Source organism: Streptomyces sp. BYX5S, from assembly GCF_054724165.1.
In genome coordinates this window covers 7,274,714-7,288,902 of the sequence record NZ_CM138829.1, presented here as the reverse complement: position 1 = coordinate 7,288,902, position 14,189 = coordinate 7,274,714, and the positions used below count along the sequence as shown (strand labels likewise).

Below are 14,189 nucleotides of genomic sequence, written 5' to 3'. Positions count from 1 at the left end.
CGCGAATGGTTGTGCTCGACGACAAAGGTGTGCCCTTTGTCACGTGCCTCTCCAGTCCCAGATGTTTCCCAATGCCCCAATTCGCAGGCCGCCGCATCAATACACTCGCCTCCCATGTGTGAGTGGAACGTGGAGAACGGGTGCCGAATACGTCCGGCGGGTCGAGGCCGTGACGTCGGCCGCACCCTCTGATGGGGGCTCGGCACAAGCAAGCGAGGGATCCGCGGGCGCACTGGCTGCTGCTCGCCGTCACCCTGCCGGTGCTCTTCGGCGCACTCCTCTTCCAGGGCTGGACCCAGAACGAGGTGGACGGCGCCCGTACGAAGCCCGACTGCACCCGGCCCGTCCCCGCGGCCGCCTCCGGCGCCGGACCCGTCCTGTCCGTCGACGGCGACCGGGTGCGCAGCGCCTCGATGCCGCCCGGCACGGTCGCCCTCACCTATGACGGCGGGCCCAGCCCGAAGACCACACCCAAGATCCTCGCGCTGCTCAAGAAGCACCACGCGCACGCCACGTTCTTCCTCAACGGCGCCAAGGCCGCCCAGTACCCCGACCTGGTCAAGCGGATCAGGGCCGAGGGCCACGACGTCGGCTCCAACACCTACACGGGCGCCGACCTGGGCTCGTCCTCGCCGGTGCGCAGCAAGATGGAGCTCGAACTCACGCAGAGCGCGTTCGCCGGCACCGACGGTTTCCGCACCACGCTGCTGCGGATGCCGATGACCACCACCGTCGCCACGATGTGCGGCGGCGAGTGGCCCGCCGCGCGGGCCGCGTCCGAGGACGGCTACCTGCTGGTCGCCGCCGACCACTCCGGGCAGCGGGTCTCCGACGGCCTGGTGAAGCAGTTCAGCCAGACCTCCCTCGCCTACAAGGAGACCGAGAAGCTCCTCAAGGACCCCGACGCCGAGCGGTTCACCACCGTCACCGAGGGCGTGCGCACCGCGCGGCCGGCGACGAGCGAGGCGTCCGCGCCCGCGCACTGGCTCGGCACCGGCCTCATGTGGTTCCAGACCCTCGGCCGCAGCTTCGTCTCCGCCCTCTCCCTGGTCCTCGTCGCCGCCGCCGCGCTCGGCGTGCTGCGCCTGCTCGTGCTCGTCCTGTTCGCCCGCGCGCACGTCCGGCGCCTGGAGCGGTACCGCCCCGGTTCGCCCTGGCTGCGCGAGATCCGCGACCCGGTGACCGTGCTCGTCCCCGCGTACAACGAGGAGGCGGGGATCGGCGCGACGCTGCGCTCGCTGCTCGCCTCCACGCACCAGCGGCTCCAGATCATCGTCATCGACGACGGGTCGAGCGACCGCACCGTGGAGATCGCGAACGACTACGCGGCCCGCGACCCGCGCGTACAGGTGGTGTGCCAGCCCAACTCGGGCAAGGCCGCGGCCCTCAACCACGGCCTGAAGTACACCCGTTGCCCCTATGTCGTGATGGTCGACTCGGACACCGTCTTCGAGGCCGACGCCATCCAGCGCCTGGTCCAGCCGCTCGCCCACCCGGCCGTCGGCGCGGTCAGTGGCAACACCAAGGTCGGCAACCGCAAGCGTCTGCTGGGCCGCTGGCAGCACCTGGAGTACGTCTTCGGGTTCAACCTCGACCGCCGCATGTTCGAGGTCCTGGAGTGCATGACGACCGTGCCCGGCGCGATCGGCGCCTTCCGGCTCGACGCGCTCATGGGCGTCGGCGGGCTCAGCGAGGACACCCTCGCGGAGGACACCGACCTCACGATGGCGCTGTGGCGGGCCGGCTGGCGGGTGGTCTACGAGGAGACCGCCGTCGCGTGGACCGAAGTGCCCACGTCGCTGCGGCAGTTGTGGCGCCAGCGCTACCGCTGGTGCTACGGCACCCTCCAGGCGATGTGGAAGCACCGGCACGCGGTCGTCGAGGTCGGCCCCGCGGGCCGCTTCGGCCGCCGCGGCCTGTCCTACCTGTTCCTCTTCCAGGTCGTGCTGCCGCTCCTCGCCCCGATGATCGACGTATTCATGCTGTACAGCGCGCTGTTCGCGGGGGAGACCAGTACGTCCGTGGTGACCTGGGTGGGCTTTCTCGCCCTCCAGACGGTCGTCGCGGCGTACGCTCTGAAGCTCGACGGAGAGCGCAGGCGCACGCTCTGGTCACTGCCCTTCCAGCTGTTCGTGTACCGGCAGTTGATGTACCTCGTGGTCATCCAGTCCGTGGTGGCCTTCGTGGGCGGCAGCCGGTTGAAGTGGCAGCGCATGCACCGGTCCGGAACGGCCGCCGCGGCGGCCCAGCACATCGGCAGGCCGGCCGACGGCCGCGGCGTGCCGATCGCGAGGTGACGATCCTGAACCCCAGCGCCCCGACCCCGACCCACGGCGGACACGGCACGTACGACGACGCGTACGGCGGTCCCCACGCCCCCGCCGCCCCCTACGCCCCCGCCCACTCCTACGAACTCGTCGAGCACCACCCGTACGATCCGGTGCCGCCCAACGGACCGAGCGGGCGGGCCGCCGGCGGCTACAAGCGCAGCGAGCGCGAGCCCAAGCGGAAGCGCAAGCGCGGCAGGTTCGGCAAGCTGGTGCGGCTGCTGTGCCTGCTGGTGCTGCTGACAGCGCTGGTGGGAGCGGGTACGTACGTGTGGGCGGGCTCCCGGCTCGACGGCGAGGTGGACCTGGGGGCGATCCCCACCCGGGCGGCGCCCGGCAAGGGCACCAACTACCTGATCGTGGGCTCCGACAGCCGCGAGGGCCTCGGCGAACAGCAGGCCAAGGACCTGCACACGGGTTCCGAGCTGGGCTCCGAGGGCCGCCGCACCGACTCGATGATGGTGCTGCACACCGGCGCCCACGGTGCCACGCTCACCAGCCTGCCCCGCGACTCCTGGGTCACCATCCCCTCGTACGTCGACCCGAGGACCGGCGTCCACCACCGGCCGGCGAAGAACAAGCTCAACGCGGCGTTCGCACTGGGCGGGCCGGAGCTGCTGGTCCGCACGATCGAGTCCAACACCGGCCTGCGGATCAACCACTACACGGAGATCGGTTTCGCCGGGTTCGTCGGCATCGTCGACGCGGTCGGCGGGGTGCCGATGTGCGTGGACCGGCACATCGTCGACGACAAGTCGGGCCTCGACCTCGCCAAGGGCTGCCACACCCTGTCCGGCCGCGAGGCGCTCGGCTTCGTGCGCCAGCGCCACCAGGAGAAGGAGGGCGACCTCGGCCGCTCCCGCAACCAGCAGAAGTTCCTCTCCGCGCTGGCCGAGAAGGCGTCCTCGGCGGGCGTCCTGATGAACCCCTCCGCGCTGTACGGCACGGCGGGCGCGGGCCTGGACACGCTCATCGTCGACGAGTCCACGGGCATCCCCCAGCTCACCGAGCTGTTCAAGGCGATGCAGGCGGTGTCCTCCGGCCAGGGCAGGCAACTGGGCGTCCCCGTCGGCACGTTGGGCCTGGCGACGTCCAAGGGCAGCGCCATCGTCTGGGACAAACAGAAGGCCACCCGCCTGTTCACGGAACTCCGCGAGGACCGCCCCGTGACAGTGACCTCCTAGCGCGGGAGCCCCTCCCGCAGCGACGGACGCTGGCCAGAGCGGCGCGCCAGTGCTTCGCTGAGTGGATGACGACTCGATCCCGCACCATCGAGTACATCCGCTACCGCATCCCCGAGCCCCGCTCCGCCGAGTTCCTCGCCTCCTACACCCGCGCGGCCCGCGCCCTCGCCGCGTCCGAACACTGCGTGGCGTACGAGCTGACCCGCTGCGAGGAGGACTTCGAGCACTTCGTCCTGCGCATCGAGTGGACGTCGACCGAGGACCACGTGGAGGGCTTCCGCACCTCCGACCTGTTCCCCGGCTTCCTCGCCGAGATCCGCCCCTACGTGGGGTACATCGACGAGATGCGCCACTACGCGCCGACCACGGTGCACGGCACGGGTGCGGCGGAGCCGACGCTCTACGCATGGGCGGGCGGCGCGGCGGCGTTCACCCGTCTGACCACGGTCTTCTACGAGAAGGTGCTGAAGGACGACCTGCTCGGCCCGCTCTTCGCCGACCTTCCGGCCGAGCACGCGGAGCACGTCGCCCTGTGGCTCGGCGAGGTCTTCGGCGGCCCGCCGCACTACTCCGAGCGGCACGGCGGCCACAGCCACATGGTGGCGATGCACGTCGGCAAGGCCATCACCGAACCGCAGCGCCGCCGCTGGGTGAACCTCGTCCAGGACGCGGCGGACGAGGCGGACTGGCCCACGGACGCGGAATTCCGCTCCGCGTTCTGCGCCTACGTCGAATGGGGCACCCGCCTGGCCCTCGCCTTCTCGTCCCCGCAAGCGGACCGCCCCGCGGAACAACCGGTCCCCCACTGGACCTGGGGCGCGGCCCCGCCGTACAGGAAATAGCCCCTGCGGCGATTGAACAGCGGGGTCCGGGGCGGAGCCCCGAGGCGTCTACAACGCGGCCCGCAACGACTCGTCCACACCCCAACTGGCAAGCAACCGCAACGCCTCCGCCGACGCCGACCCCGGCTCCGCGTGGTACACGGACAGGAACTGCCCGTCATCGTCCGGCAAGTGCAACGTCTCGTACGCGAGCGTCATCTCCCCCACCAGCGGATGCCGCATCCGCTTCACCCCGTGCCCCTTCTCCTTCACGTCGTGCGTGGCCCACAGCCGCCGGAACTCCTCGCTCTTGACCGACAGTTCACCCACCAGCGCCGACAGCTCCGGGTCCTCCGGGTTCCGCCCCGCGTACAGCCGCAGATAGCTCACCATGTCCGTCGCCTTGGAGTCCCAGTCGATGAACAGCTCCCGGTAGTCCGGGTTGAGGAACGTCAGCCGCGCCCAGTTCCGCTCGGCCCGCGGCAGCTGCCCCCAGTCACCGAACAGCGCCGCCGCCGTCCGGTTCCACGCGAGGATGTCGGAGCGCGCCCCGCCGACGTACGCGGGCACGCCCTCCATCGAGTCGAGCAGATGCCGCAGCGCGGGCCGCACCTGCTTCTGCCGCTTCGGCATCGGCGCCTTCCGCCGCCGCGGCGTGGGCCGCGCGAGGTGGACGAGGTGCGCGTGCTCGGTGTCGCTCAGCCGCAGGGCGCGCGCGATCGCGTCGAGCACCTCCGTCGACACATTGCGCCCGTTGCCCTGCTCCAGCCGTGTGTAGTACGCCACGGAGACCCCGGCGAGCTGCGCCAGCTCCTCGCGCCGCAGCCCCGGCACCCGCCGCCGGTGCCCGGCCGTGGCGAGCCCCACGTCCTCGGGCTGGAGGCGGGCCCGCCGGGTCCGCAGGAACTCGCTCAGCTCGGCCCGCCGGTCCAGGCCGTCCGCCGCGGGTGTCCCGGCCGCATCATTGTCGTCCATAGTGTCCAGTATTCCCGTTCGTACGACGGGGAGCCTGACCCCGCCAGTAGTAGGACCAGCGAACGTACGCAAAGCGGTGACCTGCGGATTCTTTGCGGATCGGGGCGAGCCGGTAGCAGGCTTGAGGACATGACCACGACTGTTGCCGCATACGCCGCTCCGAGCGCCAAGGCCCCGCTGGAGCGCACCACCATCGAGCGCCGCACCGTCGGCGAGCACGACGTACTGATCGACATCAAGTTCGCGGGCATCTGCCACTCGGACATCCACCAGGCCCGCGAGGGCTGGGGCGAGGCCATCTTCCCGATGGTCCCGGGCCACGAGATCGCCGGTGTCGTGGAGGCCGTCGGTTCCGGTGTCACCAAGTTCAAGGTCGGCGACCGCGTCGGCGTCGGCTGCATGGTCGACTCCTGTGGCACCTGCGAGCCCTGCACCTCCGGGTTCGAGCAGCACTGCGTCCAGGGCAACGTCCAGACGTACAACGGCGTCGGCAAGGACGGCGAGCCCACCTACGGCGGCTACTCCCAGAAGGTCGTCGTCACCGAGGGCTTCGTCCTCGGCATCCCCGACGGGCTCTCCCTCGACGTGGCCGCGCCGCTGCTCTGCGCCGGCATCACCACGTACTCCCCGCTGAAGCACTGGGGCGCGGGCCCCGGCAAGAAGGTCGCGGTCGTCGGTCTCGGCGGCCTCGGCCACATGGGCGTCAAGATCGCGCACGCGCTCGGCGCGGAGGTCACCGTCCTGTCGCAGTCGCTGCGCAAGAAGGACGACGGCCTGAAGCTGGGCGCCGACCACTACTACGCGACCAGCGACCCGAAGACCTTCGAGGAGCTCGCGGGCACCTTCGACGTCATCCTCTCCACGGTCTCCGCGCAGGTCGACTTCGGCGCCTACCTGGGCCTGCTGAAGACGGGCGGCGCCCTGGTGAACGTCGGCGCCCCCGAGGAGCCGATCTCCCTCAACCTGTTCTCGCTCATCGGCGGCAACAAGGTGCTCGCCGGCTCCATGATCGGCGGCATCGCCGAGACCCAGGAGATGCTGGACTTCTGCGCCGAGCACAACCTGGGCGCCGAGATCGAGCTCATCGAGGCGAGCCAGGTCAACGAGGCGTACGAGCGGGTCCTGAACTCGGACGTGCGCTACCGCTTCGTGATCGACGCGGCGACCATCTGAGCGCCCGCACCGCTTTCATGACCTGAGAGGTCATGGCCGCCCTCCCCGGATCCCGGCAGGATCTGATCCGTACCCAGCAGATCCTGCCGGACCCGAGGGAGGGCTCTTCCATGACCGCCTACGCCATCGCCGTACTCGGCACCGCACCCGGCGCACCGCACCCCGACGTCCTCACGTACATCGAGCGCGTCCAGTCCACCTTCGCTCCCTACGGCGGCCGCTTCCTGGTGCACGGCAAGCCGGGGGAGTGGGTGGAGGGCGAGCGGCTCGGCGACATCGTGATGGTCGAGTTCCCCGACCTGGAGGCGGTCCACGCCTGGTACGCGTCCCCCGCCTACCAGGAGATCCTCCCGCTGCGCACCGAGCACCTGCCGGGCAGCCTGGTGGTCCTGGAGGGCGTCCCGGAGCAGTACGACGCGGCGCGCACGGCGGCGCTGCTCAGGGAATCCGCCGCGGCCGCACCCCCGTCAGCGTCGGAGTGACGGGCCGCAGCAGCCCGTCCGCACCGAACGAGACCCGGTCGAGGGTGGTCTCGCGGTGGGTGCCGTCCCCGTCCGGGAGCGCGAAGCGGTGGTAGGCGATGTACCAGTCGTCGGTCCCCGGCACCTGGAGCAGCGAGTTGTGGCCGGTGCCGAGGATGCCCTGCGCGGGGTCCTTCTCCAGGACGACACCGCGGTTCGTGAACGGCCCGTACGGGGAGTCGGAGGTGGCGTACCCGACGCGGTAGTTCTCGCTGCGGGTGTCGTCGATGGAGTACGTGAGGTGGTAGACGCCCTTGCGCTTGACGACGAACAGGCCCTCCCGGAAGTCCGCGAGCCCCTTGATCTGCCGCACCTTCGCGGAGTCGAAGGACACCATGTCGGCGTTCAGTGGCACCACCCACGCCGACCCGTTGCCCCAGTACAGGTACGTCTGCCCGTCGTCGTCGGTGAACGCGGCCGGGTCGATGGCCTGGCCCGCGCCGTCGGGGTTGGCGGTGATCAGCGCCTTGCCGCTGTCCTTGAACGGGCCCGTGGGGGAGTCGGCCGTCGCGACGCCGATCTTCGCCTCGGCGCAGTAGTAGAAGAAGTACCGGCCGTCCTTCTCGGCGATCGTCGGCGCCCAGGCCCGGGTCTCGGCCCAGCCCACGTCTTTGCCGAGGTCGAGGATCACGCCGTGGTCGGTCCAGTCGACCAGGTTCTTCGACGACCAGACGCCGAACGTCGTCCCGCCCCACCCGGCGAACCCGTCGGTGGTGCAGTACAGGTAGTACGTCCCGCCGAACGCCGCGATGTTGGGGTCGGCGTGGAACTTCGGCAGCACCGGCGTGCGCATCTCGACGGCCGACACCTTCCAGGCCCGCTTCTCGCCCCGGGCCGAGGTGACCGTGTACGTGACGGGGGAGCGCAGGTCGACGCGCCTGCCGCTCGCCGGGCTGATCCGGGCGCCCGGCGCGAGCGTGAACTCCGGCTTCAGAGAGCGCAGTTGCGTACCCGGCTCGACGGGCAGGACCACCGTCCCGCCCTCGCCCTCGACGACCGCGGGCACCTTCAGCGCGTCGAGCTCGACCGCGCGGATCCGGGTCGCGTTGGACGGCAGCGCGGCGATGTCGTCGGCGGACAGGGCACGGTTGTAGAGCCGTACGTCGCGCAGCCGGCCCTTGAGGGTGTGGTCGGCGGTGTACGGGGAGCGGCCGAGGAAGTTGGCGGTGGTGCGGCCGCCGCCGATGTCGCCGGGAGTGAGGTCCGCGGTGGTGTTCGTCGCCACTTCCACGCCGTCCAGGTAGAGGCGCGAGGTGGCGCCGTCGACGGTGAACGTGACGTTGGCCCAGCGCCCGCGCGGCAGGCCGGTGCCCGCGTTCGCCTCCTCCTCGCGCTTCCAGTCGCCGTCGGAGAGCCCGGCACGGAACCCCGAGTCGGTGCCGCCGCCGGTCGCGAACAGGTAGCCGTTGCCGTGGCCGGTCGAGGCGGCCGTGTTCCCGAACCCGTACAGGAAGTACGGCGTCGCCTGGTCCTCGTCGACCCACACGTCGGCGGTGACGGTGCCCGCGTCGAGCCCGGCGAGGAGGTCGTCGGGCAGCTTCACGTGCCCGCCGGCGCCGCCGAGCACCAGCGCTCCGTCGGACCAGGCGGCGTCACCGGAGGCGGTGCCGTGGTGGCCGTGACCGGAGGTGTCCTGGGCGTCGGTGGTCAGCGGCCAGTGCGCGACGAGCCCGTGTTCGTCGGCGAGCACCGGCGCGACGCCCCACTTCTCCTGGATCCGCCCGAACTCGGCCGCGGTGACCGGCAGTACGGTCCCGTGCCGCGGCGCGGCGGGCAGTCGGCGCCGCTCGACCTCGGTCCACTTCCCGGCCGCGAGGTCGTCGGAGACGAACGGGATGTAGCCGCTGCCCGTGTAGTCGTCGATGAACAGGTACCACCGGGACCCGCTGTTGGACGGGAAGACCAGCGGCCCCTCGCCCTGCGCCATCGAGCCCATGCCGATGCCCTCGGCGACCGTGTCCCAGTCCGTGTCGAGCAGGTCGGCCGCCTTCTCCTCCAGGATGAACTTGCCGTACGGCGACTGGGACGCCGACCGCTCGTCCTTCGTGAACCGGTAGTACGTCCCGCCGTCCCCGATGACCGTGGAGTCGATGACGGAGTAGCCGGGGTCGTTCCACACCCTGGCCTCGCTGAAGGTCCGGAAGTCCTTCGTCGTGGTGTACAGCATCCGGTTGTACGTGTCCGCGGTGTGCTCCGGGTCGTTCTCGGCGTACAGCTTCGACGCCCAGAACACGACGTACTCGCCGAGCTCCTCGCTCCAGTACGCCTCCGGGGCCCAGGTGTTGCCCGCGGTCTCCGGTGACACTTGTACGGACCGGGGGCCGTCCCAGGTCACGAGGTCGGTCGACTCCCACACGATGATCGACCGGCTGCCGTGCCGCTGTACGTGGTCCCAGCCCGGACCGCCGTTGATCTTCAGGTCGGTGGCGATGAGGAAGAAGCGGTCGCCTTCGGGGGAGCGGATGACGAACGGATCGCGCACGCCCTTGTCACCGATGTCGGAGGTGAGCACGGCGGCGGCGCCGTTCAGCTCCCGGAACCGCACCGGGTCGTCGCCGCGGCTGAGCGCCATGTGGATCTGCTCGCCGTTCGCGGTGCCCTCGCCGGTGAAGTAGACGAAGAGGTAGCCCTCGTACTCCCCGTCCCGGGACCGCGCGTGCGCGGCGGGGGCGGGCAGCGCGACCGCCGCGAGGGCGAGGGAACCGGCGGCCAGCAGATGACGTCGCGTCAAGGTGGCTGCGGACAGGGGGTATTGGTGGTTTCTGGTGGGCGGCATGTGTGTCAGTGAAGAGTTCTGTGGCAGGTGGGTCAAGAATTCCGACGCAGATCGGTACGAGAAATCGAAGGCCGTTCGGCATGCCGGACGGATGGAGTGAGGGCCGGGTCGGTTGCCGCGCCCGCGCCCGCGTCAGCGGCCGTCGTCCGCCCACGCCACGTCGTCCACCGCCAGGAACGGCGTCCCCGCCACCGCCGAGGGCGTCGCCCCGGTGAACGCCCGGACGTCGCGGTGCAGATGGGACTGGTCGGCGTACCCGCTCTCCGCGGCGACACGGGACGGCGGTGCGCCCGCGGCGAGGCGGTGAGCGGCGCGGTCGAAGCGGACGAGTCGGGCGGCGTGCTGCGGGGTCAGCCCCACCTGGTCGCGGAACCGGGACCACAGGCGCTTGCGGCTCCAGCCGGTCTCGGCCGCGAGCCGGTCGACCCGGACGCGACCGTGGCGGGACTCCAACAGCCTCCAGGCGTACGCCACTTCGGGGTCGGCGAAGGGGCCGTCCTGCGCCCTGAGCGCCAGCGCCCGCTCGGCGATCGCGAACCGCTCGGGCCAGGACCGCGCCGCGCGCAGCCGCTCCTGCAAGCGCTCGGCGGCGGGCCGCCCCCACAGCGCGTCGAGGTCGACCGCCTTGCCGTACGGGCCGCCGGGCGCCCCGAGCACCGCGTGCGCGAGCATCGGGGACAGGCGCACCTGGAGGCAGGCGAAGCCGCGCTCGCCCATGGCCCGCACGGTGTCGGGCGCGAGCCCGACGACCGTCCGCTCGCAGTCGCGCCGGCCGGCGCCGTCCTCGACGGACAGGGGCGTGCCCCCGAGGTTGAACACGAGGGTGACCGACGGGTGCGGAATCAGTTGCAGGTTGCGCAGCTCCGTCGCCCGGTCGCTGAACCCGGCCATGCGCAGCCCCGCGAGCCGACCGGGCCCGGCCGGTACGGCGATGTCCCACGAGGGCCGAGGCATACGATCCCCTTCTCACGTCACCGGTGGCCGGGTTCGGTCGGTGCCTGCGCGGCGGCCGCCGCGATGAACTCCCGCAGCAGCGCCCCGGTCTCCTCCGGCGCTTCCAGCATGACCAGGTGCCCCACCCCCGGCAACAGTTCGATCCGGGCTCCCGGCACGGCGCGGTACGCCTGGGCCGACGCGGGGCGCCAGCGTGGGTCGTCGGCGCCGAAGAGGACGAGCAGCGGCAGCCCCAGCGGGGCGTGGCGGTCCGGGAGGGGGCGCTGCCCCAGGTACTCCCGGTTGCCGCGCATCGTCCCGACGAAGGCGCGGTGCGTCATGGCCAGCGTCGCCTCGACGTAGGAGTCGGGGATCCCGACCGGCCGCTCGGCCGCCGCGCTCGCCGCCCTGCGCAGCGCGTCCGGTGTCCGCAGCCGCCACAGCAGCGGCCCGACGAGCGGAGCCAACAGCAGGCGTACGAGCGGGAGTTCGGCTGTCTGCGCGTGCAGGTCGGGGCCCATGGCGATGAGCGCCACGGCCGCCACCGTCCCCGGCCGCCGCTCGGCCAGCGCCGTCGCGACCATGCACCCCGACGAGTGCCCGACGACGGTCACCCGGCCCACCCCGAGCCCGTCGAGGACGGCCTCGACCCGGCGCGCCTGCTCCGGCACCCCGCAGCCGCCGGTCCGCGGCGCGGGGGAGCGCCCGCACCCCGGCAGATCGACCCGGATCACCCGGAAGGCCTCCGCGAGCGCGGGGACCACGGGGTCCCAGTGTTCGAGGGAACCCGCGCTGCCGTGGATCAGCAGCACGGCGGGCGCCTGCGAGGGCCCCGCCACCTCCACGTGAACGTCTGCCGCGTAGACCTCTGCCATGCCGCTGCCCGCCTCCCGCTGCCGTACCGCCTGGGGGACGAGCATCGCGCCGGAGGGCGCCGCCGGTATTGGACGGATGTTCCCACGCGGACAGATCCAGCCCCGCCGACCATCAAGCCCTGTCGGCGATGGGTGAGCACTATTGAGCCCCGCCGGCGATTGAGGCGCGGGGTCCGGGGCGGAGCCCCGAGGCGCAGGAACGGCACCCGGTCAATGCCGAAGCGTCGCCGGGCTCCCGCCATTCGCCTCGTACCCGGCGACGGCCAGCGCCCGGTACACGGCGTACGACGCCGCCGGATCGGGCTCGGCGGTCCACGGGATCGCCCCCACGTGCCCGTCGACGTGCACCAGCTGGTGCATCGCCTCCGACCACCGCTCGCCGCGCACCAGGAAGAACACCAGCAGGTGCCGGACGTGCGCGAGCATCGGGTCGTCGGGACGCGCCGCGGTCACCGCGAACAGGGCGCCGTGCAGCGCCTTCGTGACGACCTCGCTCTCGTAGAAGCCGCGCACCAGGTTCACGTCCGGCACGTGCTCGTACAGCGCGAACAGCGGCAGCGCCGCGAGCAGTGAGCCGCGCGGGGCGCGCGCGGCGGCCGCCTCGGCGAACGAGAAGGCCTCCTCGCGGGAGCCGTGCCACTTCTCCGTCCAGTAGCGAAGTCCGGCCAGATGCGCGCCGAAGTGCCCCGGCGCGGTGTCGAGGATCTTCAGCCACAGTTGCTCGAACTCGCTCCGGGAGTAGCCGAGTCCGCGCGCGACGGCGAGGTGCGTGATGTGGGGGACGGGGTCGCCGGGGGCGAGCAGCGCCGCCTGGTCACAGGCGTCGCGCGCCTCCTCCAGGACGATCCGCTGCTCCTCGGGGGTGCCGCCGCCGCGCCACGCCTGCTGCACCAGGAACTCGGCGAAGACCTGCGCCCCGCCCGCGTCCTTCGGCTGCTGCGCCCGCCACGCGTGCAGCCACCCGGCGCCGAGCCGCGGCGTCGCCTGCGCCTCCAGGGCGGCCGCCCCGGCGATCGCCTGCACGCGCTCCCAGCGGGTCTCGGTCTCCTTGCCGGTCCCGGCCAGGAGCTGGGCCGCCGCCGTGTAGTCCTGGCCCCGCTGCACGACCGCCATCACGTCGAGCAGGTCCTGGTCCGGCCCCGGGAGCCGGACGTCCAGGTCCTCCTGGAGCATGAACCCGTAGTCGGCCGGGTCCGCGGCGTCCGGGGAGCCCGGCGCGACCTGCCGAATCCCGCCGCGGCGGCGCATCAACTGCGTCACCACGAGCCCGATCATGACCGCGGCCATCAGCCCCCAGAGAATTCCCATATCAACAACGCTAACGTGCCGGTCCGGGCCGGGGTTCCCGACGACCTGGCGCCGGACCCGACGTGGCGACAAAAGCGCGCTGCGCGTCACCTGAGCGCCGCCGAGCGCCTACGCTCGGCCCCCATGAGCGACACGCACAGCCACAGCGGCGACGCCCCGCGCGGCTTCGAGACCACCGCCATCCACGCCGGCAACACGGCCGACCCCGTGACCGGCGCCGTCGTCCCACCGATCTACCAGGTCTCCACGTACAAGCAGGACGGCGTGGGCGGCCTGCGCGGCGGCTACGAGTACAGCCGCAGCGCCAACCCCACCCGTACCGCCCTGGAGGAGAACCTCGCGGCGCTGGAGGGCGGCCGCCGCGGCCTCGCCTTCGCCTCCGGTCTCGCCGCCGAGGACTGCCTGCTGCGTACGCTGCTCAGCCCCGGTGACCACGTGGTCATCCCGAACGACGCGTACGGCGGCACGTTCCGGCTGTTCGCGAAGGTCGTCTCGCGGTGGGGCGTCGAGTGGTCGGTGGCCGACACCAGCGACGTCGACGCGCTGCGCGCCGCGATCACCCCGCTGACCAAGGCCGTGTGGGTCGAGACGCCGTCCAACCCGCTCCTCGGCATCACCGACATCGCCGCCGTCGCGCAGGTCGCCCGCGAGGCGGGCGCCAAGCTGGTCGTCGACAACACCTTCGCGAGCCCCTACCTCCAGCAGCCGCTGGCGCTCGGCGCCGACGTCGTCGTGCACTCGATGACGAAGTACATGGGCGGCCACTCCGACGTCGTCGGCGGCGCCCTCGTCGTGGGCGACGACGCGCTCGCCGAGGACCTCGCGTTCCACCAGAACGCGATGGGCGCGGTCGCCGGGCCGTTCGACTCCTGGCTGGTGCTGCGCGGCATCAAGACGCTGCCCGTGCGCATGGACCGGCACAGCGAGAACGCCACCCGCGTCGCCGACATGCTCACCCGCCACCCGCGGGTCACGAAGGTGCTCTACCCGGGCCTGCCCGAGCACCCCGGGCACGAGATCGCGGCGAAGCAGATGAAGGCGTTCGGCGGCATGGTGTCGTTCCAGGTCGAGGGCGGCGAGGAGGCGGCCGTCGAGGTCTGCAACCGGGCGAGGCTCTTCACGCTGGGCGAGTCCCTCGGCGGCGTCGAGTCCCTCCTGGAGCACCCGGGCCGGATGACGCACGCCTCCGCCGCGGGCTCCGCCCTGGAGGTCCCCGCCGACCTCGTACGCCTCTCCGTGGGCATCGAGTCCGTCGACGACCTGCTCGCCGACCTCCAGCAGGCGCTCGACGCGTAG

At 71.9% G+C, this 14,189-nt stretch carries 11 protein-coding genes; 6 read left to right on the top strand and 5 right to left on the bottom strand.

All coding sequences use genetic code 11. The features are described from left to right. Positions 1-191: 191 nt before the first annotated feature. From ACYBSK_RS32765 to ACYBSK_RS32755, 3 genes are all read left to right on the top strand, one after another. The gene (locus tag ACYBSK_RS32765) at positions 192-2,297 is read left to right on the top strand and encodes a bifunctional polysaccharide deacetylase/glycosyltransferase family 2 protein (RefSeq protein ID WP_460244272.1); all 2,106 of its coding nucleotides are present in this window, start codon (positions 192-194) and stop codon (positions 2,295-2,297) included. Continuing rightward, entirely contained in the window at positions 2,294-3,511 is a 1,218-nt protein-coding gene (locus tag ACYBSK_RS32760) for an LCP family protein (RefSeq protein ID WP_460244271.1), read from the top strand. The genes ACYBSK_RS32765 and ACYBSK_RS32760 overlap by 4 nt, the downstream gene beginning before the upstream one ends. 65 nt (positions 3,512-3,576) lie before the next feature. Continuing rightward, entirely contained in the window at positions 3,577-4,353 is a 777-nt protein-coding gene (locus ACYBSK_RS32755) for a globin domain-containing protein (RefSeq protein WP_460244270.1), read from the top strand. Between the two features lie 48 nt (positions 4,354-4,401). Here ACYBSK_RS32755 and ACYBSK_RS32750 read toward each other — a convergent pair whose 3' ends face one another. Then, a complete protein-coding gene (locus ACYBSK_RS32750) occupies positions 4,402-5,307 on the bottom strand; it encodes a helix-turn-helix domain-containing protein (protein ID WP_457480882.1) in 906 nt (301 codons plus the stop codon). A gap of 129 nt (positions 5,308-5,436) precedes the next feature. Between ACYBSK_RS32750 and ACYBSK_RS32745 the strand changes: the two genes are divergently transcribed. After that, positions 5,437-6,480, top strand: a complete 1,044-nt coding sequence (locus ACYBSK_RS32745) for an NAD(P)-dependent alcohol dehydrogenase (protein ID WP_460244269.1) — start codon at positions 5,437-5,439, stop codon at positions 6,478-6,480. 110 nt (positions 6,481-6,590) lie between these two features. Next, the gene (locus ACYBSK_RS32740; protein WP_457480880.1) at positions 6,591-6,962 is read left to right on the top strand and encodes a DUF1330 domain-containing protein; all 372 of its coding nucleotides are present in this window, start codon (positions 6,591-6,593) and stop codon (positions 6,960-6,962) included. On the opposite strand, the gene ACYBSK_RS32735 is transcribed toward ACYBSK_RS32740, so the two are convergent. The 4 genes from ACYBSK_RS32735 to ACYBSK_RS32720 form a co-directional block, all read right to left on the bottom strand. Continuing rightward, positions 6,919-9,777: a family 43 glycosylhydrolase gene (locus ACYBSK_RS32735; protein WP_460244268.1), complete on the bottom strand. Its 2,859-nt coding sequence runs from the start codon at positions 9,775-9,777 to the stop codon at positions 6,919-6,921. The genes ACYBSK_RS32740 and ACYBSK_RS32735 overlap by 44 nt on opposite strands. A gap of 132 nt (positions 9,778-9,909) precedes the next feature. After that, positions 9,910-10,731 (bottom strand): helix-turn-helix domain-containing protein, encoded by an 822-nt coding sequence (locus tag ACYBSK_RS32730; protein WP_460244267.1) that lies wholly within the window; start codon positions 10,729-10,731, stop codon positions 9,910-9,912. A gap of 17 nt (positions 10,732-10,748) precedes the next feature. Next, a complete protein-coding gene (locus ACYBSK_RS32725; RefSeq protein WP_460244266.1) occupies positions 10,749-11,630 on the bottom strand; it encodes an alpha/beta fold hydrolase in 882 nt (293 codons plus the stop codon). Positions 11,631-11,795: 165 nt separating this feature from the next. Continuing rightward, entirely contained in the window at positions 11,796-12,893 is a 1,098-nt protein-coding gene (locus ACYBSK_RS32720; protein ID WP_460244265.1) for a hypothetical protein, read from the bottom strand. 123 nt (positions 12,894-13,016) lie between these two features. On the opposite strand from ACYBSK_RS32720, the gene ACYBSK_RS32715 reads away from it, so the two are divergent. After that, on the top strand, positions 13,017-14,189 hold the full coding sequence (locus ACYBSK_RS32715) for a cystathionine gamma-synthase (RefSeq protein WP_460244264.1): 1,173 nt from the start codon (positions 13,017-13,019) through the stop codon (positions 14,187-14,189).